This window comes from Cupriavidus sp. 10L45 (assembly GCF_056395225.1).
Map to the genome: position 1 here is coordinate 71168 of NZ_JBFTJC010000008.1, position 26400 is coordinate 97567.

The window sequence follows — 26400 nt, forward strand, 5'->3', positions numbered from 1 at the left end:
TGCTTGACTACTCGATCGATGCCCGCAGGCTGCTCAACCGGTCCAGCGCCTGGCGCAATTCGGCGGTCAGTTCGGCGACCAGCGCGCCGGCGGGCAGGGCGCGGGCGAGCGGTACGGCCTGGCCGGCCCATTGTGCGGCGAACTCGCTGACACCCTTGGCCTTGGCGGCGGCGTGCAGGGCCTTGCCGGCGTCGTAGGTGACGGGATAGTCGGGAATCGCGGGGGCGCCCGGCGCCACGCCGAGGGCGGTGAAGCGGCTGGTGAAGCCACGCGCGGCGCGGCCGGAAATCGCCCGCGTCAGCGTGGTGGCGCGCGGCTCGGCGGCGGTCAGGGCGGCGCGGTAGGCGGCGTCTGCCGATGATTCATCGCACGCCACGAAGGCGGTGCCCAGTTGCGCGGCCTGCGCGCCCAGTGCCAGCGCGGCGGCAATGCCGGCGCCGTCCATGATGCCGCCGGCGGCGATCACCGGCAGGCTGGTACGCGTCACCAGCACCCGCACCAGCGCCAGCGTGCCCAGTCCTTCGTCATCGCCCTCCGGATCGAACACGCCACGGTGCCCGCCGGCCTCGATGCCTTGCGCGATGATGCCGTCGATGCCCGCCGCTTCGATCTGGCGCGCCTCCCGCAGCGAGGTGGCGCTGGCCAGCAGGAGGATGCCGGCGGCCCGCAGCGCATCGATCTTCTCCTGCGCCGGCAGCCCGAAATGGAAGCTGACGACCGCCGGCTTTTCTTCCAGCAGCATCTGATACATCGCCTCGTCGGCCACGAAGCTCTTGTAGATCTCGCGCAGGCCGGCAGGCGGCGTGGCGCCGAATTCGGCGAACTGCGGCGTCAGGTATTGCAGCCAGGCGGCCTCCCGCGCCGCATCGGCCTGGGCCGGGGCGTGGCAGAACAGGTTGATATGGAAGGGCTTGGCGGTCAGCGCGCGGGTCTCGCGGATGACCTTGCGGGCGCCTTCGGCGTCCATCGCCCCAACGCCGAGCGAGCCCAGGCCGCCGGCTTCGGACACGGCGGCGGCCATGGCCGGCGTGCTGACGCCAGCCATCGGCGCCTGGATGATCGGCGTGGCGAGGTTGAGGAGGGAAACCAGATTGCGGGCGGCGGAGTTCATGGCTGGGCTTCAGGTTAGGTGGGCGATGAAGAGGATGGGCCTTGCTGCAATTCCCGCAGGAACGCCGTGTAGGCCGAGGTGGCGAAGCCGGCGCGCTTCACCAGGAAAGTGTGGACGGTGCGGACCGGCACGGTCTGGAGGTGGGCCATTTCGCGATGCACCGCCAGCAGCGAGCGCGGCACGATGCCCACCGCCGACCCGGCGGCCACATAGGCCAGGATGGCGTGGTAGGACGGCAGGTCGATCACCGAGAGCCGGCGGCGCATGTCGTCGCCCGCCTGCTCCAGCCAGTCTTCGGCACATTGGCGGTAGGTGCAGCCGCGCGCGAAGGCAGCCAGTTGGTGCAGCGTGACGTCCTGCGGCTGGCGCACCGGCGGGTGCGTGGCGGGCAGCACCAGCACCAGTTCCTCGGTTTGCAGGTAGGTGCCGTCGAGGCCGTCGCCCATTTCGGTCAGGTCGATGTCGGCTGGCGCGCCCGTGCCCGGATGTGCCACCACGGCGCAGTCGAGCCGATGGCCGAGCACGGCATCGACCAGCGCCTGCGAGGTGCCCGTGGTCAGCTTCAACGCCACGTCCGGCCAGCGCGCGTGGAAGGCGCCGAGCGGGCGGGGCAGCAGCGTGGCCGCCGAGCTTTCCATCGAACCAAGCCGCAGCGGGCCGCTCGGCGCATCGCTGCGCATCGACTGCCGCGCCTCGTCGGCCAGCGCCAGCAGGCGGTCGGCATAGTCGAGCAGGCGGAGGCCTTCCGGGGTGAGCAACATCTTCTTGCTATCGCGCTGGAACAGGCTGACGCCGAGGCTCTCCTCGAGCTGCTTCACGCGGGTGGTCACGTTCGACTGCACCCGGTCGAGCCGCTTGGCGGCGCGTGTGATGCTTTGCTCACGCGCCACCGCCCGGAAGATCTCTAATTCTGCCAGTTCCACGGTTTACGTTCTTCAAACAAGAATGAAAGTAGATGAAGTATCGTGAATGAAGAACGTCAAGTCAAGGGAATGACTTGGGGTAACCAGGCGCTTAGTGGCCGGCGCTCTGGCCGCCATCGACGTGCAGGATCTCGCCCGTCACGAACGAGGCGCTTTCCAGGAACAGCACGGCTTCGGCGATATCGCCCATTTCGCCCATATGGCCCACCGGGTGCAGTGCGCCGAGTGCCTCATGGGTTTCCGGCGCATGCATCGGGGACTTGATGATGCCGGGCGACACGGCGTTCACGCGGATGCCGGTCTTGGCGTACTCGATGGCCAGGGACTTGGTGGCGGCGTTGATGCCACCCTTGGTCAGCGAGGCCAGCACCGACGGCACGCCGGCGATGGCGTGATCGACCAGGCTGGTGGTGATGCTGACCACGTGGCCGCTGCGCTGCTTTTCCATCTCGGCGATGGCCAGCTGGGTGATGTGGAAGAAGCCGGACAGGTTCACGTTGGTCACGGCGGCGTAGTCCTGCGCGGTGTACTGCGTGAACGGCTTGGCGACGAAGATGCCGGCGTTGTTGACCAGCGAGTCGATGCGGCCGAAGGCTTCCAGCGCCGTGGCCACCACGCGGCGGGCGGTGTCGGGGTCGCCGATGTCGCCGGGGACGATGGCGATATCGGGATCGTCGGTCGGCTTGATATTGCGCGCCGTGGCCACCACGCGGTAGCCGCGTGCACGGTAGGCCTTGACCAATTCGGCGCCGATGCCTTGGGATGCGCCAGTCACGATGACAACTTTTTGCGAGGACATTTCAGATTCTCCTGGTAGGGGTTCGGCGTGTTTGCCTTGGGCTCAAATCTAGTGGAGCCGGCCCCAACGAAGAAGGCATCGCCCACATCAACAGTTTTGCGTGGCGGGAACAAGTCGGGAGGACGGGCGGTGGACGGCAAAAAAAACGCGCGCCGGCGGGGAGCCGGACGCGCGCGCTTAGGGGAGCTTAGGGGGAGCTTAGGAGATCGAACTACTTGATGTCTGGCGCTGGGCGTTTAGCGCTTAGCGCTTGTCCACGTCCAGCACGGCCTGGGCGAACGCCACCGGCGCTTCCTGCGGCAGGTTGTGGCCGATGCCGCCGGTCAGGTCGCGGTGCTCATAGCGGCCCGTGAACTTGCTGGCATAGGCGCTGGGCTTGGGGTGGGGCGCGCCGTTGGCGTCGCCTTCCATGGTGATGGTCGGGATGCTGATGGTCGGCGCGGTGGCCAGGCGCTTCTCGAGATCGTCGAACTTCGGCTCGCCCTTGACCAGGTCCTGCCGCCAGCGGTAGTTGTGGATGGTGATGGCCACGTGGTCCGGGTTGTCGAAGGCGGTGGCGCTGCGGTTGAAGGTGGCATCGTCGAAATCCCACTTCGGCGACGCCAGCTTCCAGATCAGCTTGGCGAAGTCGTGCGTGTACTTCTGGTAGCCGGCCGCGCCACGGTCCGTGGCGAAGTAGAACTGGTACCACCATTGCAGCTCGGCTTCGGGCGGCAGCGGCACCTTGCCCGCCGCCTGGCTACCGATCAGGTAGCCGCTGACCGAGACCAGGCCCCGGCAACGGTCCGGCCACAGTGCGGCCATGATGTCGGCGGTACGCGCGCCCCAGTCGAAGCCGGCGACGACGGCGGTCTGGATCTTGAGGGCGTCCATCAGCGCGATCATGTCGGCGGCAATCGCCGACGGCTGGCCGTTGCGCATGGTGTCCGGCGAGAGGAAAGTGGTCGTCCCGTTGCCGCGCAGGTAGGGCATGATCACCCGGTAGCCACGCGAGGCCAGCAGCGGCGCCACATCGACAAAGGCGTAGATGTCGTACGGCCAGCCGTGCAGCAGCAGGGCCACGGGGCCATTGGCCGGGCCGGCTTCGGCGTAGCCCACGTTGAGCACGCCGGCCTGGATCTGCTTGAGCGGAGCGAAGCTGGTGTGGCTGCCCGGCTTGGAGGCCGGCAGCGCGGCGGCCTTGGTGATGGCGGACTGCGCCTGTGCGGCCTGCGACAGCGTCAGTTGCGCGGCGGCCAGCGTTGCGGCGGCGGCGCCCAGGAAACCACGACGGGGCAAATCGATTTTTTCCGACATATTGTTCCTCTCTCCTCGGGTCAGTGATGAACTGACACGAAGTCTATGAGGCCATGGCAAGTGCCATGTGTCGGAATGCACGGTTTTTGTATCGCTGTGTATATGGCGATGCCTGACTGACACGCGGATGCAGAAACCGGGGCTCCCCTAGAGCCGTCGATGGGCGAAATGCCCGCGCCGGGCCCCGGCCATCAGGGTGGCGAACTGCTCGGTGCTCATGTGCACTACCTCGTCGCGATCCCCGGCTTCGAAGTAGACATCGGGATGGGTCATCAGGCTGTCATCGAGCCAGGTCTGCGTGCCGTAGGCCATGCCGACCGGGGGCAGCGCGCCAGGGTCGCAGTCCCGGAACACCTCGTGCACGCCTTCCGTACGCGCCCGGGCCAACTGGCGGCCGGTCTGTTCGCAGATTTCCGAGAGTTTCAGGTGATGGGTGGCGGGGATCACGGCGGCGAGGTAGCCCCGGTTGTCCTCCAGCAGCACCGTGCGGGCCAGCCGGTCGCCGGGAATCGATATCGGCCGGGCTGGCGCCGCGCCATCGGGGCTGCCGTGCCGGTGCACGGTCTCGAACTCGCTCTGCGTCTTGCTCAGGCACCTTGCGAGGGCGGTGGACATGGTCATGAGGGCAACCTCCGAGCGTGGGGCGCTACAGTTGTCTGGAGTACGGGAACTATAGGACAAGCGCCTGACGGCATTTGGTTGGGGCTAACCCGAGCATGGCGGGGGGCGGGGAGGTGACCCGGGTGGCCCATAGCAAGCCGCTATCGCGACGATTGCAATCGTCACATTTGGTTGACGGCGGCTCTCAACTATATTTTGTGTGCGGCAGGCTTGCCGAGGCAGGCCCACGTGGAAGCGTCGACGCGGAAAGACTAGAACTAGCGTTGGGTACCCCCCAAAGGAGATCGCATGTCTTACGAAAAGTGTCCCTTCAACCATGCCGCCGGAGGCGGCACCACCAACAAGGACTGGTGGCCACAGCAGTTGCGGCTGGATCTGCTCAGCCAGCACTCGGACAAGTCCAATCCCCTGGACAAGAGCTTCAACTATGCCGAGGCGTTCAAGACCCTCGACCTCGCCGCGGTCAAGAAAGACCTGACGGCACTGATGACCGACTCGCAGGACTGGTGGCCGGCGGACTTCGGTCACTACGGCGGGTTGTTCATCCGCATGGCCTGGCACAGCGCCGGCACCTACCGCATCGGCGATGGCCGGGGGGGTGGCGGGCGCGGCCAGCAACGGTTCGCCCCGCTCAACAGCTGGCCGGACAACGTGAGCCTGGACAAGGCGCGCCGGCTGCTCTGGCCGATCAAGCAGAAGTACGGGCAGAAGCTTTCCTGGGCGGACCTGATGATCCTGTCCGGCAACGTCGCCCTGGAAAGCATGGGATTCAAGACCTTCGGCTTCGCCGGGGGCCGCGAAGATACCTGGGAACCGGACCAGGACGTGTATTGGGGGAATGAAAAGACCTGGCTGGGCGGCGAAGTCCGCTATGGCAAGGGCGCGGCGGGCAAGGATGACGATGGTGGCGTACTGGTGGCTGACGTCGAGAAGCACGGCCAGGAATCCAGCCGGACCGATCCCGGCCGCTACCTCGAGAATCCGCTCGGCGCGGTGCAGATGGGCCTGATCTATGTCAATCCGGAAGGGCCCGACGGCAATCCGGACCCCATCGCCGCCGCGTATGACATCCGCGATACCTTCGGCCGGATGGCCATGGATGACGAGGAAACCGTGGCGCTGATCGCCGGTGGCCACAGCTTCGGCAAGACCCACGGCGCCGCGCACCCCGAGAACGTGGGCGACGAACCGGAGTCCGCCGAACTGGAACTGCAGGGTTTGGGCTGGCGCAACAAGTTCGGCACTGGCTGCGGCCCGGACACCATCACCAGCGGCCTGGAAGTCACCTGGTCGAATACGCCGACGCAGTGGGGGAACAGCTTCTTCGAGAACCTCTTCAACTTCGAATACGAGCTGACCAAGAGCCCGGCCGGCGCCAATCAGTGGATCGCCAAGGACGCACCGGAGTCGGTGCCGCACGCCTATGACCCGGCCAAGAAGCTCAAGCCGACGATGCTGACCACGGACCTGTCGCTGCGCTTCGACCCCATCTACGAGAAGATCTCGCGGCGCTTCAAGGACGACCCGCAGGCGTTTGCCGATGCCTTCGCCCGTGCGTGGTTCAAGCTGACCCACCGCGACATGGGCCCGCGCGCGCGCTATCTCGGCCCGGAAGTTCCGGCCGAGGAACTGCTCTGGCAGGACCCGATCCCGCCGGTGGACCATCCGCTGGTCAATGACCAGGATGTGGCGGGGCTCAAGCAGAAGATCCTGGCTTCGGGGCTGTCGGTCTCGGAACTGGTGTCCACGGCCTGGGCGTCGGCGTCGACCTTCCGCGGTTCGGACAAGCGCGGCGGGGCCAACGGGGCGCGCATCCGCCTGGCGCCGCAGAAGGACTGGACGGCCAACAATCCGGATCAACTCGGCAAGGTGCTGAAGACGCTGGAAGGCATCCAGAGCGCGTTCAACGGTGCGCAGTCGGGCGGCAAGAAGATCTCGATGGCGGACCTGATCGTGCTGGCGGGCGGCGCCGGCATCGAGAAGGCGGCGGAGGCGGGCGGACAGAAACTGACCGTGCCGTTCACGCCGGGCCGCATGGATGCGTCGCAGGACAAGACCGACGTCCAGTCGGTGGGCGCCCTGGAGCCGAAGGCCGATGGCTTCCGCAACTACCTCGACGCGAAGGTGCAAGCACCGGCCGAAGCCATGCTGATCGACAAGGCGCAACTGCTGACCCTCACCGCCCCGGAAATGACGGCGCTGGTCGGCGGCCTGCGCGTGTTGAAGGTGCAGAGCGGCAAGGATGCCCACGGCGTGTTCACCGATCGCCCGGAAACGCTGACCAACGACTTCTTCCGCAACCTGCTCGATATGGGCGTGCAGTGGAAGCCGGTGTCACGGAATGTGTTCGAGGGTAGCGACAAGTCCGGCAAGGTCCGCTGGACCGGCACGCGCGTGGATCTGGTGTTCGGCTCGCACTCGCAGCTGCGGGCGCTGGCCGAGGTCTACGCCAGTGAAGACGGCAAGGAGAAGTTCGCCAAGGACTTCGTGGCGGCGTGGGTCAAGGTGATGAACCTGGACCGGTTTGACCTGAAGAAGTAAGGGGGGAAGGGCGCCGGACGAAGGGTCCGGCGCCCCCGCCTCAGGCTGCCACGCCCACGGCAAGCCCCATCGATTCCGCCACCGCCGCCGTATTCGCCGCCTCGGCACCATCGACATCAAGCCACTGGCTGACCGCCCCCCGTACCGTCTGTGCCAGCGCCTGCTTGCGGCGCCAGGCGGAACGCTTCTTCGAGGCGATTTCGGCGATGTCGCGCTCGGGCTGCCGCACGGGGATCTCGATATTGCCGGCGGCGTCTGGCGTGCCGTGGTACTCCATCCAGAATCCCTCGTAGTCGCACTGGATCTCGCGCGGCGTATGGCGCTGGCGGCCGACGTGATTCGCCCGGGACACCGCCGTCACGCGGCGCGCGCCGATATGGCCGGCGAAGGCCAGCAGCGCTTCCATGACCACGTCCTTGGGGCGCAGGCCCTCGCAGGCGCGCGTGGCGATGCGGATGCGCTCCCGGGCGGTCTCGCCCATCGTGCCCTGCAGGCCGCCGATGAACACCTCGGGGCCGGCCGGGCCCTGGCGCAGGTAGAAACTCAGTTGGGCGAGGCAGATGCCGGCTTCCTGGTCGATCCAGTAGAACGCCAGTTCGCCTTCCTTGGGATTGGGACCGGGATCGGCCAGGCGCAGCTGGTAGCCGCCGTCCGCCGAGGTCCAGGTCAGGCCGCCTGACATATAGATACGGTCGCAGACGCAGGCCGGCACCATCGCGGCCATGACGGCGTAGTGCTCGATCATCAGCCGGGCGCGCTCGTAGAAACACAGGCCCAGCGCGCCGAGCGGGCGGAACGGCTTCTCCAGCACCAACGGCCGGGCCGTGGCCACCCGTTGCAGCAGCACGCAGGACGCCGCTGCGCCCAACCACAGGCGGGCGGCATTGCCACGCGTGGCCGCCACGGCCAGCAGCCGCAGACGTCGAGACAGCCACTTTCGGCTGCCCGACGGGTAACAGATCGACGACACCGAGGCCACGGCAGTCAAATATTTCAGATACCGGGCCGGAAAATGCTCAAAACGTCCCGCTGCGTCGGCTTGGGAAAGCCCCCGCAAGGTCAAAAATGTTGCTTGCACGACTTAACGCTCCCCTGATTCACGCGCCGTTCCTTCGATGGGAACTGGCTGCGCATATGGCTTCCCTGTCCGCAACGCCCAAAATGAGCGCCAGGTATGGCTAGCCCGTCACTTTTTTCTTGTCGTGCGGGGTGTGCAGGCCGGCTCGTAATATTTCGTAACGCTTTGAAATATTGCCGGTTGACAGGGGGATACCCGGGGGATGCCTTCTTTTGGGGAATACCTCCGGCAATCCTCCTTCGGGGGGATGTGTCGCTTAAGACATAAATCGGACACACAGCGTTAAAATCCTCGCCGCCGCACCAGCGTCGGCGCGGGGGGAAGCACCACGCTGAACGTGCAGTCGAGCGACTTTATTCGTCTGCAAACCAGCCAGCCGGTGCGCTGGCAGGCAGTGATCACGAGCGACAAGACGACGGTCACCAATCAGGTGCTGACCGAGACCCAGTGGTCCGGCAATCTGGTCAGCCCCACGGGCGACGCCATCACTCTGACGGCGACGCAGGTCAGCGATCCATCCAAGGTGTTCACGCTGAAGATCGCCGTGGCGCCGCAGCGCTACAACGGCGTGGCGTACAAGGTGGGCGAGGTGGCGACGTTTGCGGAGACGCAAGTCCGCTTCAACGGCACCACGACGACCGAGAACCTGGCCTATACCATCGCCTCCGTGAGCAACGGGCGGCCAATGATCACCAGCGCCGACGCCATCACGAACGCGCCGGACACCAGCTACGTGCAGGACTTGGATCGCAACCGCCTGTCGCGCACGTACACCAACGGCAATGTGTGCACGTATTCGCCCAAACGCACGCTCTATGAGCTGCCGCTCTACGTCGGCAAGACCTGGACCGGCGCGTGGGACTACGCTTGCCAGATGGGTTACACCGAAAAGGGCGCGGTGGTCGGCAAGGTGGAAACGTATGAAAGCATCACGACGCCGGCTGGCACGTTCAACGCGCTGCGTCTCGCTTTCACGATCACGTACACCAACTCGAACGACACCCAGCTGCCCAATGGCGCCGCGGGCAACGCCACCTACAAGGAGACGATCCTGGGCTGGTGGGCGCCGGACCTGGGCCGCGTCGTCAAGTGGCAGTCGAACTATTCCTATGCAACGGGTTTCGCAAATCCGACGTATATGACGACGTACACGCAGACGCTGACCAGCCTCCGTTGATCGCTCGCTGACGAAGCACAAAGTAGTAGGGCTCCCCGCAACGGGGAGCCTGATCACCGCCCGGGGATTCTCAGGTAGCCTATGCCGGGCACACCTGCCCGCCTGACCGCCCACGCCATGCCCACCGCCATCCGCAACGCGCTTGTCTGGATCTTCGATGCATTCGAGCGGGATCCCACCTACGTCTGCAAACGGATGTTTGGCAGCGATGCCGCCTACATCGACGGGAACCTGTGCCTGATCGCGGCGGATCGCGACGACCCGTGGAACGGGCTGCTGGTTTGCACCTCCCACGAGCACCACGCCGCGCTGATCGCGGACATGCCGGCCTTGCGGCCGCACCCGGTGCTAGGCAAATGGCTGTATGTGCCCCAGACCGATCCGGCGTTCGAGGAAGCTGCCGAATGGCTGGTGGCACGCGTGTTCGAACGGGATGCACGCGTGGGCGTAGAGCCGAAGCCCTCCCGGCGGCGGAAGGGATCGATGCTGCCGAAGAACGGTTAGGGGAGGTCTCACGATACCGAACGGATCGTGCCGCCGTCGACGCGGATCGTGGCGCCGTTGACATAGTCGGCGTATCGGCTGCACAGGTAGGCGACGGCGGCGGCGATCTCCTCGGGGCGGCCCAGGCGCCCGACATCGTTGGGCACCATGTCGCGGACGCAGCCCCGCTCGATCTCTTCCCAGCTGTCTCCCCAGCCGTGGTGCGGCGCGATCGATTCGAGCAGGCTTTTGACCGCCGGCACAAGGATGGCCCCGGGGGCGACGATGTTCGACGTCACACCGGTACGCTTCAGTTCGCGAGCCAGCGATACCGCGAGGTTATGGCGCGCGGCGAGCGACGCGTTGTAGTCCGGCAGGCCGGCCCCCGGTTGGCCCGCCAGGCCGCCGCCGATCTGGATCACGCGCCCCCAGCCGCGCTCGCGCATCGCGGGGACGAACCGCTGGATCATCCGCACGGCGGACAGGACATTAGCCTCGAAGGTCTCGGTCCATTGGTCGGGCACGGCAGTCGTCCAGTTCAAATGCTGGTAGCGGCCCGCGTTGTTGACCAGGATGTCGACAGGGCCGCCTTTGCGGACCTGCGTGGCGACGGCATCGGCGCCGGCATCGGTGGAAAGGTCGCCCAGGGCCAACCCGGCCATCCCGCCGCTGGCCTCGATCTCCGCGATCACCGCATCCGCCCGCTCCCGGTTCCTGCCGTGCACGATCACGGTCGCCCCTTCAGCGGCCAGCATCTTTGCTATCGCTTCACCGATCCCTGCGGTTGCGCCCGTTACCAGGGCGCGTTTTCCCTTGATTTGCAAATCCATCATCCACTCCAGTGGGCTAAAGTTCTACAAGTGTATAATTTTGTTTCGTGAAAGTCTACGAGTGTAGAAATTATGAAGGCACTGGGCAAGAAGGGCGCTGCAACGCGACAGGTCATCCTGGATGCCGCGCGACAGTCGTTTACGGCATCGGGCTATGACGTGGGGGTTCGGGAGATCGCCGAGGCTGCCGGCGTGACGGCCATGCTGGTCAATCGTTACTTCGGATCGAAAGACCAACTGTTCGAGGAGGTGGTGGATACGGTGCTGGCCGCGCCCGGCATCGTGACGGCGGAGGTCATGGACGATCGGCCCGCCATGCAGGCGTTTTGCAGGGCGCTGGCGCGCGGCTTGGTGACGCGGACCATGCCCGAGGCCACGCCGATGGACGGTTTCCTGATCATGCTGCGTTCGGCAAATAGTCCGAAGGCTTCGGCGATTCTGCGCGGCAAGTTCGAGCAGGTTTTCGCACAGCCGCTGGCCGCGCGGCTACCCGGGCCCCAGGCTGGCCAACGCGCCGCGATGCTGCTGGCCGTGATTGCGGGCGTTCAACTCATGCGCCAGGTGGTTGAGATGGCGGGGCTGACTGAAGCGGATCCGGAGGACCTTGCCGTCCAACTGGAGGGGATTTTCTGCTTGCTGGCCGGGATTACGCCTGAAACTGTTCGACCAGGAAATCGATAAAGGCCCTGGCTCGGGCGGTTTGATTCCGGCGCTGGGAGTAATACACGAACAGGTCAGCGGAGGGGATCTTGTCATCGGGCAGGACGACGCGGAGGCGTCCGCTCTCGAGATACTTGGCCAGATCCCATTCCGAGCGAATCAGGATGCCGTGACCGTCCAGCGCCCACCCCAGGACAATATCTCCGTCATTACTCGATAGCGCGCCATCCACCTTGACGGTCTCCTGACGACCGTCATGTTCCAGACGCCATACGCCGTAGGCGTCGTCATTTTGTCGATGGACAATGCAGCGGTGGTGGGCAAGGTCCGCCGGCGATTTTGGGGTGCCATGCCGCTCCAGGTAGCCCGGCGACGCGCAAAGGAATCGTCGGTTCGACATAATGCGCCGCGCGGCCAGGCGGGTGTCCGGCAGGGTCCCAAAACGGATCGCCAGGTCGAAACCGCTTTCGACGAGATCCACCGGGCGGTCAGTCACTTCCAGCTGGACTTCGACGTGCGCATAGCGCCGTGCGAATTCCGAGACCAGCGGTGCGATGGTGGTTCGACCGAAGCCCAGTGAGGCATTCACTTTCAATAGCCCGCGTGGCTCGGCGCCGCTGCTCGATACGACGTTCTCCATTTCCCTGAGGTCCGCCAGGATGCGTGTGGCATAGGCGAGATAGGTCTCGCCTTCGTTCGTCAAGCTGATGCTGCGGGTCGTGCGGTTCACCAGCCGTACGCCCAGGCGACTCTCCATTATGGCAAGCCGCTTGGTCGCCGCGGGAGGCGTGAGATCCAGCTCCCGCGCCGCGCCCGAGAGGCTGCCCAGCTTGGCCACCAGGACAAAGAACTCAAGCTCCGAGGCAACGTCAGTTTTCACTTGGATTTAATAATGTTTTGAATTGGATTCAATTCTAGAGCATGGTTCTCCGCCTACGCTACGGATTCCCCACGCGTATGCGTGTGCTATCTGTGCATCAGGAGACACATCGTGAGAATCGTTGAAATCCGGGAGAAGACGCTCCCCATCAGCTCGCCCATCCGCAACGCCTATATCGATTTCAGCAAAATGACCCTCAGCCTGGTGGCGGTCATTACGGACGTGATCCGTGACGGCAAACCGGTGGTGGGCTACGGCTTCAACTCGAACGGCCGCTACGGCCAGGGCACGCTGATGCGCGAGCGGTTTATCCCGCGCCTGATGGAAGCCGATCCCGATTCGCTGGTGGACGCCACCGGCAACAACCTGGATCCGCACAAGGTCTGGGACACGATGTTCAAGAACGAAAAGCCCGGCGGGCATGGCGAGCGCTCCGTGGCCATCGGCACCATCGACATGGCCATTTGGGATGCCGTGGCGAAAATCGAAGGAAAACCGCTGTTCCAGTTATTGGCGGACCGCTATGGCAACGGCCAGCCTGACCGCAAGGTGTTCGTCTATGCCGCCGGCGGTTATTACTATCCCGGCCAGGATCACGGCAAGCTCAAGGACGAGATGCGCAGCTATATCGACCGTGGCTATACCGTGGTGAAGAAGAAAATCGGCGGTGCGTCATTGGACGAAGATCTGCGCCGCATCGATTCGATCCTGAGCGTGCTGCAGGACGGCCAGAAACTCGCGGTGGACGCGAATGGCCGCTTCGACCTCGACACCGCTATTCAATATGCGAAGGCGCTGTCGCAATACGACCTGTTCTGGTACGAGGAGCCGGGCGATCCGCTGGACTTCGAACTCCAGGCCACGCTGCGCAATTACTACGACAAGCCCATGGCCACCGGTGAGGACCTGTTCTCGATGCAGGACGCCCGCAATCTGATCCGCTATGGCGGCATGCGTCCAGATCGTGATTGGTTGCAATTCGACTGTGCACTGAGCTATGGCCTGGTCGAGTATCTGCGCACGCTCGACATGCTCAAGCAACACGGCTGGTCGGCCAGCCGCTGCATTCCGCACGGGGGACACCAGATGTCGCTGAATATCGCCGCTGGCCTGGGCCTCGGCGGCAATGAAAGCTATCCGGACCTCTTCCAACCGTTTGGCGGCTTTCCGGACGGCGTCAAGGTAGAGAAAGGCTACCTCACGATGCCTGACTTGCCGGGTATCGGCTTCGAGGGTAAGTCGGACCTGTACAGCGTGATGCGGCAACTGTCGGCGTAAGCCGCACGGTTAAATAAACGAAACGGAGGCAACCGAGCGGATCAGTAATCGGCCCGTGACCGGGTGAGATTGGGGGGTATCATCGCTCCACAAGCGTTGGTGCGCCCCAGCCCCTTCAGGGGTTCAATTGGCTCGGGAGAGGATTCTGAAAGATTTCATTAATGAGACGGAAGGCCTGGCTGGCGCGAGGCTGACATTGCTTCGCGATGGTCCGATCGAACTCTACCGCGCACAGTTTGTGAATTCGTCGGTAATCGCTGCGATACCCGTGGCCCCGGTGTCCGAAACCTCCCTCGAGCAGCTGCGCTACGAATACAGCATCAGAGACAAGTTCGATGGCGGCTTTGCACTGCGCCCTTTAAGGTTCACCGTACATAATCAAAACCCGGCTCTGCTGCTGCACGATTCTGGTGGCGAGATGCTGAAAGACCTGATCTCAGGCGCCACGCCGCCGGAGATTTTCATTCGCCACGCACTGCTCGTGGCGTCGTCGCTGGCATCCGTCCATGACGCAGGCCTGGTCCACGGGGGATTGACGCCTTCGAACATCATGGTGCATCCAGGCGAGCTACGTGCAAGGTTGACGGGTTTTCGTGCGCTAGCCTTGATGCCGACGCTGTCCGCATTCGCTGGCGGAACGGAACGGGAAATGGACCGCGAGGCGCTGCACTATATGGCCCCGGAAGCGACTGGGCGGGTCAATCGAGTCTTCGACGAACGCTCAGATCTATATTCACTGGGCTGCATTTTCTTCCACATGCTGACCGGCCGCGTGCTTTTCCCTGGCGTTTCGCCATCGGAGCTCATCCATGCGCATATCGCTCGTCGTCCTGACGAAGATGTGCTCCTTGATCTGAAACGAAGTTTCAACGCGCGCCTCGTTGAGCTTGTATGTCGACTGCTGGCCAAGGAGCCAAGCGAGCGGTATCAACGGGCTTCCGATGTTGTTGACGATCTGGTTGCCCTGACCACAGTGAATCATCCGCGAACAGCAACCTTGGGACAAAGGCGTCGATCGGGTGCAAGTCTGTTCCGATCCGGAAGGCTGGTGGGTCGCCTGGCGGAGCTTGAGCGTCTTCGCGATGCCATTCAAAGCACGCCGGATGACCAGAAGCGGAGATTATGGTTAGTGGAAGGCCCGGCGGGCATTGGCAAGACCGCTTTAGTCAATCGTCTCAGGTTGGAGGTCGGCGGCAAAACCTGTGAGTTTGCGCAAGGCAAATGCGAGCTTGGGGATGGTGTCACACCCTATGCCAGCTTGTCCCGGGCCCTTCACGCACTCTTGAGAGCGGCGCTTGGATATCCTCCGCTGCAGTATGCGCAACTGCAGCGAAGGCTCCGCGAGGCCTTTGCCGACGAATCATCGATCATCACGACCATTTTCCCGGATTTCAGCCGACTCCTGGGAGAACACACGCACCATCCCGCTGTGTCGGCGCACGCAGAAAGGCATCGTTTCCTCGATGCCATCGCAAAGCTATTGCGTGCGTTCGCCTCGAAAGAGCGCCCGCTCTTATTGTTTCTGGATGACTTGCAGTGGGTCGACGAAGCAACGCTCGAGGTTGTTGAATATGTGCTGCAGAACCCGCTCTGTGGTCATGTCTTGTTGGTCGGCGCAATGCGCGACGGGAAAGTTGAGAGCGAGGGGGCTCACGTGCGCCCCTTTGTTCTGACCGATATGGTTGAGCGGATGACACTCGGACCTCTCTCTGGACGGGAAGTGGGCGGGCTCCTGCGTGCAGTCCTGGACGAAGATGATGTCGGGAATCTCACCGTACTCGAGGGCGCCATTTACCGCGGCGGCGGCGGTAATCCGCTTCACACGATACAGCTGGTCAGATCACTCATCGACGATGAGGTCATGGTCTACGACGAGGGCAACGGCGAATGGGTGGCATCCCTGCCGGCACTTGAAGCAAGATCAGACCTCTCAAGCGTGGTCGAGTTGTTGTCAACAAGGGTTGGGAGTCTGGCCCAGGACGCGCTGATGGCAACGCAATACCTAGCGATTCTCGCAGAGCCGTCATCGCTTGAAATCCTGTCTACGGCGATGTGCCGCCCACAAAATCTGGTCGAGCTTTCGCTGCGAGAAGCCCTTGAAAAGCAGTTCATTGTGTTGAGCGACGGTCTCTACTCCTTCACGCACGATCGGGTTCGCGACGCTGTATACGAAACATTCGGCGATCTCGAACGGCAGGAGAAACATCTGGAGGTTGGCAGCAACCTTTGGGAAAACGTTGTCAAGAATGGATTGAAGGTCAGTGTTTTTGTTGTCGCGAACCATTTGACCAGGGCGAGGCTGCCGGTTTCCGATCATCGACGGCGTCAGTTCGCGTTGATCATTCTTGACGCTGCCAATAAGGCCAGGGAAGCGACGGCCTATGAGGCGGCGATTGCGTACCTCGCCAATGCCCGGGATTTGTTGAAAGATCGGGCCGACCTCGACGGTGACTTGCTCGCGGTTATCGAATTGAGGCTTGGAGAGTGCGAGTTCGTGTGTATGCGAACTATTGAAGCATCAGAGCGAATCGCGGCGATATCGAAAGATCTACTGGATTCCAGGCACCGGGCAGAGCTTATTCGACTACGCCTCGCAATGTATGTGACGTTGGACCAGCCCGATAAAGGTCTGGAAGTTGGATTCCGGTATCTCGAAGAGGAGGCCGGCATCGTCTTCTCGAAGGACAATCGATTGGAAGGCGTCGAGGCCGACTATCGGCGACTTCTAGAGCATTACGGAAGCCGTAGTGTTCAAGATCTCGTCAACCTGAAGCTTATGGTCGACGAACGCGTTCGAAATGCGATGGACGTGATGACGGATCTCATACCGGCGGTGATGTTTTCCAGTCAGGACCTCGCCGAATTGATCATTCTTCGAATGATCAACCTCAGTCTTGAATATGGACACTGCGATGCGTCATGTTATGCCTACGTCTGTCTAAGCTTCATTGCTGGAGCCAGATTTGAGGACTATGCGACGACCGCTGTTTTCGGCGAACTCGCGATGCGGCTCCCGGCGGAGCGAGGGCTGAATCTATACGCCGGTCGTGTTCAGATGTGCTTCGGTGCGCTCAGCCTTCCTTGGACGGGCTCCGCCACGGAGGCGAGGCGGCATCTGGAGGAGGCGACGGCACTCACCGACCGCCAGGGTGACATGACGTTCGCCGTCTATTCCCGACGGCACATTGTCACGAATTTACTGTTCAGTGGTGGTGCGTTGTCGGAGGCTCAACAAATCGCCGAGGACGGTTTGAAACTCGCGCGGGATGCTGCGTTTGCGCTAGTCGTTGACGCGTTCATGGCACAGGCGTGGTTGATCCGCGAGCTCAGGGGGGTTCCCGTCGATATCGGGATGCACGATCCAAATGTCGAGTATCTCGATTTGCTGAGCGACTGTATCAGTGGAAAGTTCCATCGGGACATTGCCGCTTTTGCATTTTGGACGTACCGCCTGCAGGTCGCGGTCCTGTGGGGAGACCTGCCCAAGGCAATGGAGGCTGAAGCGCGCGCCAGCGCATCCGCATGGGCGTCTCCCGCCTTTCTGGAGAATGCTGATTTTGTTTTCTATAGCGGACTATTGCGCATCGCCATGGCGAGGACAGCCGCACCTGCCGATCGCGAAGCTCACACGCGTCTTGTGCGAGATCGGGTTCGGCAGATGCAGTGTTGGGCGGAGGCCTGTCCCGAGAATTTTCTCTCGCGCGAGAAATTGCTCGCCGCGGAGCTTTCTGAGCTGATGGAGGACAAGGCGAATAGTCTCGCGCTCTATGAAGAGGCGATAGCCTTGGCGGATCAGTCGCGCGATATGCACATTCAGAGCGTCGCCAGAGAGCTGGCATCTCGTTTCGCAGCGCGTTGTGGGCTCCGCTCCGCGCAACAGGGATACCTGGAGCAGGCGAGGAGTGCATACGCTTGCTGGGGGGCGGATGCAAAGGTTCGGCACCTCGATGTGGAGTTTCCCGCGCTTAGAGCAGGAAGGAGCACGGAGTTTCGCGAACTCGGGAACTCACTGTTATGGAGCGAGGATCGTTTCGAAACGGAAGTTGTACTGAGGTCGGTCCGGGCCTTGTCGGGGGAGTTCTCGTTACAACAGGTCATGAAGATCATCCTCCAGAATGCCCTGCAATATGCCGGCGCGGAGCGTGCGGTGCTGTGCTTGCTCGAAGACGGCGTGTTGTATGTGGCGGCACGTGCAAAATTGGCACAGGGACAGTTGGAAATGAATCTCGTACGGACGGTCCTCTCGCCGGAGTTGATTGCGACGCCCATCGCCTACCTGACGCTGCGCAGCAAGGAGTCTGTCGTGCTTGAGGATGCGCGCGATGACCCGCAATACGGACTCGACAGCTATGTTCGGGCACACAGATCGCGGTCGATTATGTGTGTCCCACTCCTCAAGCAGGGTTCACTCACAGGATTGCTGTATCTGGAGAATGCGTTGATCGCAGGCGTCTTCAATGCGACGCGTGTGAGGACCCTTGAGGTTCTCGCATCTCAGGTGGCATTTTCCCTGGAAAACGCGAAGTTGTATGAGAACGTTGAAGCCGAGCATATTCGGCGCGCGGAAGCCGACCGTTACGCCCGAGAGACACAGGAAAAATTGGCACGGGCTGCGCGGTTGACAGAATTGGGTGAACTCGCGGCATTCATCGTGCACGAAGTCAGTCAGCCCATCTCCACGGTGAGCACGTGTGCCCGCGCCGCAATTCGATGGCTGAATCGAGAGATTCCGGACCTTTCGGAGGCCGTGGCGGCGCTCGAGATGATCTCCGCAAGCAGCGAGCGTGCGACGAATATCATCGGAAGCATTCGAGCGATGGTCAAGGAGTCTCGTCCGAATAAATCGAGCATGGATATCCACGAGGCAATACTCGAGGTCTTCAATGTCTTGCGGGAGCGCATTGATGCTGAGAAGGTAATGCTATCGAGCACCTTCGCAACGGATGCCTTGATTGTCTCTGGTGATCGCATATTGCTGCAGCAAGTAGTGATGAATCTCTTGACCAACGCACTCGAGGCAATGAGTGACATGGAAGAGCGAGAGAAGTGCATTGCAGTCCAGACCCATATTGATGAACACCATATGGTCTGGGTGTCAGTCAGCGATACCGGCCGGGGCATCTCGGATGAGATCGCAGCGCACATCTTCGACTCTCTGGCCACCACAAAAGGATATGGGATGGGCATGGGCCTCTCCATTTGCAAGTCGATTGTGGAGGCTCACGACGGGAAGATTGAAGTTTGTAGTGCCGGCGCAGCAGGCGCCAGCTTCCGCTTCTCCGTCCCAATCTGGTGCAATTTCAAATAATCCGGTCTATCCCGACAAGGTGATGCGTCGATAACCGTCAAGCTGTGTGCGTTGATTCAGCAACGACTGTGAGGACGCATGCAGGCCACGCTTAACGGCACCGAACTCTTCTTTGACGTGGATGGCGAAGGATTTCGCCCGGAGCAGGGCACACTGGTGGAAAAGCCGGTGCTGGTGGTCATCCATGGGGGACTTGGATTCGACCATGGCTACCTGAAGCCCGGGCTGTCCGCGCTGCGCGATCAGGTGCAACTGCTTTACGTCGACTTGCGAGGGCAGGGGCGCTCGGGACGCCCACCGCTGGATACCTGCACGCTTGAGCAGATGGCCGATGATGTCGCGGCGCTGTGCGCGTATCTCGGCGTGGGGCAGGTTCATGTGTTTGGCCATTCGGCCGGCGGCTTTGTCGCCATGCATTTGGCGTTGCGCCATCCTGCGCTGGTACGGGGGCTGGTGCTGTGCAGCAGCTCGCCAACCGTGCAGCCGATTATGGACGATAACGGAGAGCCGGCGCCGACGCTGGCCTCGCGCGCCGGGCCCGAAACGATGGCGGTAGCGGCGCGGGTGTTTTCCGGTGACATTACCGCCGAAAGCGTCGAGGCCTTCTTCCGCGAGGTCGGTCCCTATTATGCGGCGCCGTCCCACATGGACGTGCCGCCTGCGCTCACGGCGCTCAGCATCGCTTCGGTCGACATCATGCGGCATTTCATGACGGTGATTGCGCCGTCCTACGACTTGCGGCCTCTCCTGGGCAGCATCTCCGCCCGAACCTTCGTACTGGTCGGCAAGTTCGACTGGGTGTGCCCGCCGCGCGCCAGCCGTGCCCTCGCCCGGGGCATTCCAGGCGCGGTGCTGGTGGAGTTCGATGACGCGGGCCATTTTCCATTTTCCGAGACACCGACGGCGTTCATCGACGCAATGGCGAATTATTTCGCGAGCTAATACGGAGGGATCATGACTGAACTTTGGCGCCTATCGGCAACTGAACTGGCCTCGCGTATTCGGCATCGTGAGGTGTCTGCCCGCGAGGCAGCAACGTCCGCGCTCGAACGCCTGGATGCCGTCAATCCGTTGATCAACGCGGTGGTCGCACATCGCCCGGAGTCGGTCCTGGCGCAGGCGGATGCCGTTGACGCGGCGTTGGCGCGCGGGGAGGACCCGGGGCCGTTGGCGGGTGTACCCGTCACCACGAAGATCAATACCGACCACGCGGGATTTGCGACGACGAACGGCACACGCCTGCAAGAGGGGCTGGTTGCGCAGCACAACAGTCCGGCCGTCGAGAACCTCGCGCGGGCGGGCGCCGTCCTGCTTGGCCGCAGCAACTCGCCCACGTTCGCGCTGCGCTGGTTCACCGACAATCGGGTCCACGGTCATACAAGCAATCCGCGCAATCCTGCGCTTACGCCTGGAGGATCGAGCGGGGGAGGGGCGGCGGCGGTAACCGCGGGGATCGGCTGTATCGCGCTCGGTACCGACATCGGCGGCTCTATCCGCTACCCGGCGTACGCATGCGGCATCCACGGATTGCGGCCGTCGTTCGGCAGGGTGCCGGCGTTCAACGCCTCGTCGCCCGAGCGTCCGATCGGCGCCCAAATGATGTCCGCGACGGGGCCCATGGCGCGTACGGTGGCGGATCTTGAAGTTGCGCTGATGGCCATGTCCGCGCCCGATGTGCGTGATCCGTGGTGGGTGCCCGTGCCGCTACAGGGTCCCGAGACGGCGTTGCGGGCGGCGCTCTGTTTGCGCCCGGGTGGCATGGAGATCGCCCCGGAAGTGGAAGCTGCGCTGCGCGATGCGGCGCGGCGGCTGGTGGACGCGGGGTGGACGGTCGAAGAGATCGACGACACGCCGCTGATCCGTGATGCGGCCGAAGTTCAGGAGCGACTGTGGCTCGGCGATGGATTCCCGGCGCTCGTCGACGCTGTTACCCGGGATGGCGATCCCGGGGCGCGGGCCGTGGTCGAGGGCGTGCGTGCCAAGGTCAGTGCGATGCCCGGTGACGTCGTCAACAGCTCGCTGGTGCGCCGGACCACGCTGGTGCGTCATTGGCGCGCCTTCCTTGCCCAATACCCGGTGCTGCTGCTTCCTGTATCGGGAGAGCTGCCGTTCCCGGACGGGCTCGACATGCAGGGCGCGGCGGGCTTTCAGCGCGTCTGGGAAGCGCAGCTGACCATGCGGGCACTCCCGGCGATGGGGCTGCCGGGGCTCGTCGTCTCCACGAATCTGGTCGACTCGGTCCCCGTCGGCGTACAGATCGTGGCCAGCCATTTTCGGGAGGACCTGTGCCTGCTGGCAGGCAAGGCGATCGAGGCGCGCGGCACGCCGCCTTCGCCGATCGATCCCTTTACCAAGTGATGGAGGAGAGCCCCGCGTGGTAGCCACATTCGCGGAAAATGCGAATGACGCCGTCAACCTGCTGTGGCTCAATCCACAATGAAGAGCTTGGCGCCTGTCTTGGTATAAGACTGATGTGGCTCCGCGTTGTCGCCCACCTGATAGCTCATGCCCGCCGTCAAAACAAATTTCCGTCCATCTTCGAGCGTTGTTTCCAACTCACCTTCCATGCAGAAGAGGACATGCCCCTTTTGGCACCAATGGTCCGCGAGGTAGCCAGGGGTGTATTCCACCATCCGCACCCGAATCTGATTCGGCTTTTCACCGAAGCATCGCGTGCGCCAATAGGCCATGCCGGTTTCCCCCTGGTGCTCTGTCTTTTCGACTTCCGCCCAGTTGGTCGTCCCAAATGCAAATGCATCCATCTTCATGCTGTTGTTCCTTGTACTAGGAGTGTCGGTTCACAATTGCCGCCTCTACCAGAGTTTCACGTACGCCTTGCCGATCAGCGGGCGAAGCGAGGCCGATGCAAACCGATAGTTCCTCGCCCTCGACCAATGACCTGTAGACGACGCCAGCGCGTCGTAATGCGGTGAACGATTTCGGCAGCAGGGCTATGCCCTTTCCATTCGCCACATCAGCAAGTAGAACGTGATGGTCCGATGGCTCCCTCAATTTGGATGGGGCGAAACCATGGCGGGAGAAAACTGTCTGGCAGTGATCGAAGAACGCGGGCTGTCGCGCACGCTCGAACCAGAAGACTTTCTCACGTGCCAGGTCCGCGAGACCAATTCTTCTGCGCTTGGCTAAAAGATGGCGTGACGGTATCGCGACGACCATCGGAAGTTGGTCGAGTTCCCGGACCTCCAGTTCGTGCGTTTCCGTAGGCAGCGCGATGAACGCTGCGTCCAGTTTGCCAGCGCGAAGCTGGCGTACGAGCCGGGGCGATGTATCGGAGAAGGTCGAGACAACGGTTCCGGGATGACGGGCTTGCACCCGTTGTGCCAGCCCGTGGAACCAGGCTGGTTCCACGGCGCTAGTCATTCCAAGCCGGAGGTTGGCCGGCAGACCCTTAATCGTGAGCGCTGCCTCAGCCTCGCGAAGCAATTTGGCAATGCTGCGCGCATAAGGGAGCAGCTTCTCCCCAGCGACGGTAAGCGTCACGCCCCGCGTATTGCGGTCAAACAACCGCGTTCCCAACCGTTCTTCGAGTTCTCGAATTGCCCGGCTCAGTGGCGGCTGGGAAAGATGCAGCGTCTCGGCCGCCTGCCGGAAGCTCAGTGCGTCCGCCACGGCAAGGAAAAGCAAAAGGGATCGGGAATCGAGGCGATCAGACATATCAAAAAGGTATCACAAACTTGGTCATTCCGCATCCCGGGTGCGTGCCCTACATTTGCCGCACCAACTCTTCTGGAGAAGATCAATGAACCTGACTCACCATGCTGCCCTGGCCGCTGTTTCCCGGCGCAATTGTCAACGGGGTGACCTATGAACCCAGAACGTTACGAGCGTGGCTTGCAGATGCTGGCTGCAGTGGATGGGGTTGCCGGTCAGAACGTGGTCGAAACGCTGGCGCAATCGTTTCCGGACTTCGCGCGCTACGTGGTTGAGTTTCCGTTCGGCGACATCTACGCCCGAAACGGCCTCGGCTTGCGCGAGCGGGAACTGGCAACTGTCGCAGCGCTTTGCGCACTCGGCAGTGCATTACCGCAGCTTCGCGTGCATGTACAGGCTGCATTGCACGTCGGCTGCAAACCGCGAGAGGTGGTGGAGGTTGTGATGCAGATGGCGGTATATGCGGGATTTCCGGCGGCACTGAACGGTTTGTCCGTCGTACGTGAGGTCTTCGCGGAGACTGGGATTCCGCTACCACTGGATTGAGGTCGCGGCGCCGACTCGGAGTTCCGCACACCGACCGTGCCTAGGCACGCTTGACGGTCGCATTCTGGTCATCGACATACGCATCGAGGAAAGCATCGGAAGCGACATGGTCGGCGAGTGCGCGCAGGGTGGCAGCTGAATCACTACCCAATACCTCGGGCATCGGCCTCGCCTTTAGCAGTCATTTGTGGGGGGATCGGCCTTGTCCGTCTTGAGGGGAAACTTGCAAACCGGGACCCGTGAAACGCGCGCGGCATGACATCAGAATCTGACGTTAGACGAAAATTCCACGCAGATCAGGCTGAAATCGCGCGAATTTGCGCTTTCGCCGCCACCTTCTAAGCTGCTCTCATTGCCTGCGGCCCTCAGGCGTTTGCCGCGCGCGTCCCCGCGTGCCGAACGATGAGGCGCCAATGATAAAAAGAAGATGCTCAAGGCTTGTACGGCTGACGCTCGGCTTGTTGTGGGCCGTGGCACCCGGCCTGACGCAGGCGGCACCCGACACGGTGCAGTATCAGGTGCCGATGGCCGAGGCACCGGTCTTTGTCACGCAGGCCATCGACACGTTGCCGGTGCGCGGCACCCGGGTGATCTCGGTGATGGCGTGCGGGATGGAACTCGACTTCGTCAATCGCTTCCGCGCGCACGACAGCAGCGAGGACATGGCCGCCGAAGTCCTCGGCAAGGTCGTGTGGAGCCAGCTCGGCAGGCGTCGTTTGCCATTGGCGGAGTTCGAACCGGGCTGGTGTACGGCAACGGTGACGTTCGACCGTACCGCGATCTGCCGGCTGTTCGAGGACGAGTGCAGGTCCACTGACGAAGCGACCCGCATCGCTGCCGCAGACAAGTTCCTCGACGATCCCATCTGGAAAGCGCTGGTGAGCCCGCCAGAAGGCAGCCTGCCCGATGTGGCGCCACTGCAGCAGAAGCTGGTGGGATTCGCGCCGCCCGTATGCGCAACGCCCGGTTTCTACAACGTATCGGCTGTCCTGCAGGATCCACCGGACCCGAGCATTCCGACAGACTTCGGACGCGTACACCTGACCTTCCGCATTGCCACGGCCTGTCTGATTGCGCAGGCCAACACGGCGCTGCTCAATATGTCGCGGGGCACCCAGCAGGTGGGGACGGACGGGATGCTGTGCGCGGGCCGCGTGGGCAAGACGCACGGCGACTGGGACGCCACGTTGAAGGACCTGATCCGCGTAGCCGAGCTGGACCGCGCGCGGCCCATCCTGTCACAGGAAGCGAGGACCAGGCTCAACGATCAATTGATCGATATCGATGGCGGCCCCGCGCAGGAGCGCTATCACCTGTGGGAATGCGGCAACGAGGAGCGCAGTGTCGGCAGCCCGCAGGAGCGATCGGACGACCGCGACGGCTTCGACGGGTTCATGGAAGACCTGGCGAACACGCTGGAAGACCTCGCCTGGATTCTGCTGATCATCTTCCTGATCGCTGCGGCGGTGGCGGTGACCATCTTCACTGCCGGTCTTGGCGGCGTGCTCCTGCTGGTGCTGGTAAGCGTGGTGGCCGCGGGGGTCGCCACGGCAGCTGCCCTCGCGCTGGTGCTCACGATTCCGGAAACCGAGAATCACCTCTTCCTGATCAACACTACGAAGTACCTCAACAACCAGTACATCATGTCGAATGGGGGCACCGGCTATGCGAGCGACCAGAAGAATCTGCGCGAATGGCTGCTGGAACATTCCCAACGCGTGGTGAAGGCCGACTTCCTCGAATACAACAGCCGGCCCTATCAGCGATACAGCCTGGCCGCGATCATGAACCTTGCCGATTTTGCCAAGGACCCCGATGTCAGAACTGGCGCGCGGCTTGCGCTTGAGTATGCGGTGGCGAAGTATGCGATATCGAGCAACGAAGGGCGGCGCATCGTGCCATATCGCCGCAAGCGCGAGTACCTGTTTCACGTCGATGGCCTGCCTCACGATCCCAAAAAATGGCCGTTCAACGGATTGTTCGACCTCAGCGAGGGCGCCGACTACCTGCACGCCCTGGGACTGCTGTACTTCGGCCCATCGCTGAACCTGCCGGCAGGCGGCGGCAATTCCTATGCGGCCACCAGCGCGTACGCGTCGCAGGCGATCTATGCGGCCACGTCATACTGGCGGCCCGACGAAGCCATCTTCTCGTTGGCGATGGAACGCGGCCATGCGCCGCTCGTGCATCAGCGCATTCACCACGATGGCTGGGAGATCGTTTCCAGCGGGGCCAGTTTCACGATCACGGCCGGCGGCGTGACCACGGGCATGCCGATGAACACGACCACCGATGGACTTGACGGCACCATCCTCAAGGACACGCAAGACGGCCTGGGCGCGGCGGTGCCGACGACGCTGATGCTGGCCGGCCCCCCGCACGTCGCACCGCTGTTCGACCGCAAGGAACGCGTTCGGGAATCGGATACACGCCGTTCTTCGTTGGAGCGTTTCCTGCGTTTCGATGGCAGGCGGGCGGAGGTGGGGGGCCATGCCCCCAGCTACGACCAGAACCTGTGCGTCTGGGACGGCTTCGCTTGCGGCGTCAATCTCATGATTCCAGACGACCTGAGAGCGTGCATGAAGCCGGATGACCAGCGCCCGAACTGGTTCCTGGTCCGGTCCGACGATCCCGCGTGCCCGGGTTACAACGCCGGTCCCACGTTCTGGATGGCCATCTACAACGAGCCGCGCGCAGGGAACGACTCGCGCTTCGGCCCGTTCGATAACGTCGGCCTGATCGAGATCGTCGACGGCGCGGAGATGGACTTCGAGACGTTCAGCACGCGCGCGCGGCAACGGAATCCGGGGCCCGGTCCGCTGATGGGCACGGGCTCCGCCTGCAATGGTGAATACGTGTCGGTGCGAGGCACGACCGGCCAGCGTATCGGTTTCGATTGCGTACAGGTGACGTCCGTCAACGGCACCGCACAGCCGGACCGCGATGACTGGCCTCACGCGGGCGCCACCCCGGGCGCGTTGGGCGTGGCGCCCATGACATCGGGCGGCGACGGCCGCGTCGAGATCACCAGTCCGGTGACGCGGCGCAGGATCGTGCTCGATTTCACGCGGCTGGATAACCCGATGTTCATCCTGCTGGGTCCGCCATGAACCTGATTACGAAGTGGTTGCACGGTATCGTGCCAATGCTCGTCGCGGGCCTGGCCCATGCCGATGCCACCGTCACGGCCTGCGGCC

At 63.0% G+C, this 26400-nt stretch carries 21 protein-coding genes; 10 read left to right on the top strand and 11 right to left on the bottom strand.

Going from position 1 to position 26400, the window contains the following annotated elements; genetic code table 11:
* Positions 1 to 7 precede the first annotated feature (7 nt).
* The 5 genes from AC1DFU_RS15760 to AC1DFU_RS15780 all read right to left on the bottom strand — a co-directional run bounded on the left by AC1DFU_RS15760 (position 8) and on the right by AC1DFU_RS15780 (position 4750).
* Positions 8 to 1111, bottom strand: a complete 1104-nt coding sequence (locus AC1DFU_RS15760) for an NAD(P)H-dependent flavin oxidoreductase (RefSeq protein ID WP_441590959.1) — start codon at positions 1109 to 1111, stop codon at positions 8 to 10.
* A gap of 14 nt (positions 1112 to 1125) precedes the next feature.
* A complete protein-coding gene (locus tag AC1DFU_RS15765) occupies positions 1126 to 2034 on the bottom strand; it encodes a LysR substrate-binding domain-containing protein (RefSeq protein ID WP_441590958.1) in 909 nt (302 codons plus the stop codon).
* Between the two features lie 91 nt (positions 2035 to 2125).
* Entirely contained in the window at positions 2126 to 2833 is a 708-nt protein-coding gene (locus AC1DFU_RS15770) for an SDR family NAD(P)-dependent oxidoreductase (RefSeq protein WP_441590956.1), read from the bottom strand.
* Between the two features lie 243 nt (positions 2834 to 3076).
* Complete coding sequence (locus AC1DFU_RS15775) at positions 3077 to 4129, bottom strand: alpha/beta fold hydrolase (RefSeq protein WP_441590954.1); 1053 nt, start codon at positions 4127 to 4129, stop codon at positions 3077 to 3079.
* Positions 4130 to 4276: 147 nt separating this feature from the next.
* Positions 4277 to 4750 (bottom strand): aminoacyl-tRNA deacylase, encoded by a 474-nt coding sequence (locus AC1DFU_RS15780; RefSeq protein WP_092301238.1) that lies wholly within the window; start codon positions 4748 to 4750, stop codon positions 4277 to 4279.
* 288 nt (positions 4751 to 5038) lie between these two features.
* Between AC1DFU_RS15780 and katG the strand changes: the two genes are divergently transcribed.
* Positions 5039 to 7291 (top strand): catalase/peroxidase HPI, encoded by a 2253-nt coding sequence (gene katG / locus AC1DFU_RS15785; RefSeq protein WP_092301241.1) that lies wholly within the window; start codon positions 5039 to 5041, stop codon positions 7289 to 7291.
* Between the two features lie 40 nt (positions 7292 to 7331).
* Here the strand turns inward: katG and AC1DFU_RS15790 are convergent, their stop codons facing one another.
* The gene (locus AC1DFU_RS15790; RefSeq protein ID WP_441591169.1) at positions 7332 to 8270 is read right to left on the bottom strand and encodes a VirK/YbjX family protein; all 939 of its coding nucleotides are present in this window, start codon (positions 8268 to 8270) and stop codon (positions 7332 to 7334) included.
* 436 nt (positions 8271 to 8706) lie between these two features.
* Between AC1DFU_RS15790 and AC1DFU_RS15795 the strand changes: the two genes are divergently transcribed.
* Together AC1DFU_RS15795 and AC1DFU_RS15800 are read left to right on the top strand one after the other, a co-directional pair.
* The gene (locus AC1DFU_RS15795) at positions 8707 to 9546 is read left to right on the top strand and encodes a hypothetical protein (protein WP_441590952.1); all 840 of its coding nucleotides are present in this window, start codon (positions 8707 to 8709) and stop codon (positions 9544 to 9546) included.
* Positions 9547 to 9663: 117 nt separating this feature from the next.
* Positions 9664 to 10050 (top strand): hypothetical protein, encoded by a 387-nt coding sequence (locus AC1DFU_RS15800; protein ID WP_092301334.1) that lies wholly within the window; start codon positions 9664 to 9666, stop codon positions 10048 to 10050.
* Positions 10051 to 10058: 8 nt separating this feature from the next.
* Here the strand turns inward: AC1DFU_RS15800 and AC1DFU_RS15805 are convergent, their stop codons facing one another.
* Positions 10059 to 10859, bottom strand: a complete 801-nt coding sequence (locus AC1DFU_RS15805; protein ID WP_477159673.1) for an SDR family NAD(P)-dependent oxidoreductase — start codon at positions 10857 to 10859, stop codon at positions 10059 to 10061.
* Between the two features lie 72 nt (positions 10860 to 10931).
* Here AC1DFU_RS15805 and AC1DFU_RS15810 point away from each other — a divergent pair, with 72 nt between their 5' ends.
* Positions 10932 to 11540, top strand: a complete 609-nt coding sequence (locus tag AC1DFU_RS15810; protein WP_441590948.1) for a TetR/AcrR family transcriptional regulator — start codon at positions 10932 to 10934, stop codon at positions 11538 to 11540.
* Here AC1DFU_RS15810 and AC1DFU_RS15815 read toward each other — a convergent pair.
* A complete protein-coding gene (locus AC1DFU_RS15815; RefSeq protein ID WP_441590946.1) occupies positions 11506 to 12399 on the bottom strand; it encodes a LysR family transcriptional regulator in 894 nt (297 codons plus the stop codon). The two genes, AC1DFU_RS15810 and AC1DFU_RS15815, sit on opposite strands and share 35 nt — an antisense overlap.
* 111 nt (positions 12400 to 12510) lie before the next feature.
* On the opposite strand from AC1DFU_RS15815, the gene AC1DFU_RS15820 reads away from it, so the two are divergent.
* The 4 genes from AC1DFU_RS15820 to AC1DFU_RS15835 all read left to right on the top strand — a co-directional run bounded on the left by AC1DFU_RS15820 (position 12511) and on the right by AC1DFU_RS15835 (position 21343).
* Positions 12511 to 13677: a mandelate racemase/muconate lactonizing enzyme family protein gene (locus tag AC1DFU_RS15820; protein ID WP_441590944.1), complete on the top strand. Its 1167-nt coding sequence runs from the start codon at positions 12511 to 12513 to the stop codon at positions 13675 to 13677.
* A gap of 127 nt (positions 13678 to 13804) precedes the next feature.
* On the top strand, positions 13805 to 18985 hold the full coding sequence (locus tag AC1DFU_RS15825) for a trifunctional serine/threonine-protein kinase/ATP-binding protein/sensor histidine kinase (protein WP_441590943.1): 5181 nt from the start codon (positions 13805 to 13807) through the stop codon (positions 18983 to 18985).
* Positions 18986 to 19063: 78 nt separating this feature from the next.
* Complete coding sequence (locus tag AC1DFU_RS15830) at positions 19064 to 19927, top strand: alpha/beta fold hydrolase (RefSeq protein WP_441590941.1); 864 nt, start codon at positions 19064 to 19066, stop codon at positions 19925 to 19927.
* A 12-nt stretch (positions 19928 to 19939) separates the two neighbouring features.
* Positions 19940 to 21343, top strand: a complete 1404-nt coding sequence (locus tag AC1DFU_RS15835; protein WP_441590939.1) for an amidase family protein — start codon at positions 19940 to 19942, stop codon at positions 21341 to 21343.
* Between the two features lie 68 nt (positions 21344 to 21411).
* Here the strand turns inward: AC1DFU_RS15835 and AC1DFU_RS15840 are convergent, their stop codons facing one another.
* Together AC1DFU_RS15840 and AC1DFU_RS15845 are read right to left on the bottom strand one after the other, a co-directional pair.
* Positions 21412 to 21753: a DHCW motif cupin fold protein gene (locus AC1DFU_RS15840; protein WP_441590937.1), complete on the bottom strand. Its 342-nt coding sequence runs from the start codon at positions 21751 to 21753 to the stop codon at positions 21412 to 21414.
* 16 nt (positions 21754 to 21769) lie between these two features.
* Entirely contained in the window at positions 21770 to 22660 is an 891-nt protein-coding gene (locus AC1DFU_RS15845) for a LysR family transcriptional regulator (protein ID WP_441590935.1), read from the bottom strand.
* A 150-nt stretch (positions 22661 to 22810) separates the two neighbouring features.
* Between AC1DFU_RS15845 and AC1DFU_RS15850 the strand changes: the two genes are divergently transcribed.
* Complete coding sequence (locus AC1DFU_RS15850; RefSeq protein WP_092301275.1) at positions 22811 to 23203, top strand: carboxymuconolactone decarboxylase family protein; 393 nt, start codon at positions 22811 to 22813, stop codon at positions 23201 to 23203.
* A gap of 40 nt (positions 23204 to 23243) precedes the next feature.
* On the opposite strand, the gene AC1DFU_RS15855 is transcribed toward AC1DFU_RS15850, so the two are convergent.
* On the bottom strand, positions 23244 to 23366 hold the full coding sequence (locus AC1DFU_RS15855; RefSeq protein ID WP_441590934.1) for a hypothetical protein: 123 nt from the start codon (positions 23364 to 23366) through the stop codon (positions 23244 to 23246).
* A gap of 307 nt (positions 23367 to 23673) precedes the next feature.
* Between AC1DFU_RS15855 and AC1DFU_RS15860 the strand changes: the two genes are divergently transcribed.
* Positions 23674 to 26313 carry a hypothetical protein gene (locus tag AC1DFU_RS15860; protein ID WP_441590932.1) on the top strand — a complete coding sequence of 880 codons (2640 nt, stop codon included), beginning with the start codon at positions 23674 to 23676 and terminating at the stop codon, positions 26311 to 26313.
* The last annotated feature ends 87 nt before the right edge of the window (positions 26314 to 26400 follow it).

Excerpts from the sequence above, each read along its gene's own strand:
- AC1DFU_RS15835 (WP_441590939.1), top strand. The coding sequence starts at position 19,940 with ATGACTGAACTTTGGCGCCTATCGGCAACTGAACTGGCCTCGCGTATT.
- AC1DFU_RS15845 (WP_441590935.1), bottom strand. The coding sequence starts at position 22,660 with ATGTCTGATCGCCTCGATTCCCGATCCCTTTTGCTTTTCCTTGCCGTG.
- AC1DFU_RS15770 (WP_441590956.1), bottom strand. The coding sequence starts at position 2,833 with ATGTCCTCGCAAAAAGTTGTCATCGTGACTGGCGCATCCCAAGGCATC.
- AC1DFU_RS15810 (WP_441590948.1), top strand. The coding sequence starts at position 10,932 with ATGAAGGCACTGGGCAAGAAGGGCGCTGCAACGCGACAGGTCATCCTG.
- AC1DFU_RS15800 (WP_092301334.1), top strand. The coding sequence starts at position 9,664 with ATGCCCACCGCCATCCGCAACGCGCTTGTCTGGATCTTCGATGCATTC.
- AC1DFU_RS15775 (WP_441590954.1), bottom strand. The coding sequence starts at position 4,129 with ATGTCGGAAAAAATCGATTTGCCCCGTCGTGGTTTCCTGGGCGCCGCC.
- katG (WP_092301241.1), top strand. The coding sequence starts at position 5,039 with ATGTCTTACGAAAAGTGTCCCTTCAACCATGCCGCCGGAGGCGGCACC.
- AC1DFU_RS15760 (WP_441590959.1), bottom strand. The coding sequence starts at position 1,111 with ATGAACTCCGCCGCCCGCAATCTGGTTTCCCTCCTCAACCTCGCCACG.
- AC1DFU_RS15780 (WP_092301238.1), bottom strand. The coding sequence starts at position 4,750 with ATGACCATGTCCACCGCCCTCGCAAGGTGCCTGAGCAAGACGCAGAGC.
- AC1DFU_RS15855 (WP_441590934.1), bottom strand. The coding sequence starts at position 23,366 with ATGCCCGAGGTATTGGGTAGTGATTCAGCTGCCACCCTGCGCGCACTC.
- AC1DFU_RS15840 (WP_441590937.1), bottom strand. The coding sequence starts at position 21,753 with ATGAAGATGGATGCATTTGCATTTGGGACGACCAACTGGGCGGAAGTC.
- AC1DFU_RS15830 (WP_441590941.1), top strand. The coding sequence starts at position 19,064 with ATGCAGGCCACGCTTAACGGCACCGAACTCTTCTTTGACGTGGATGGC.
- AC1DFU_RS15805 (WP_477159673.1), bottom strand. The coding sequence starts at position 10,859 with ATGGATTTGCAAATCAAGGGAAAACGCGCCCTGGTAACGGGCGCAACC.
- AC1DFU_RS15850 (WP_092301275.1), top strand. The coding sequence starts at position 22,811 with ATGAACCCAGAACGTTACGAGCGTGGCTTGCAGATGCTGGCTGCAGTG.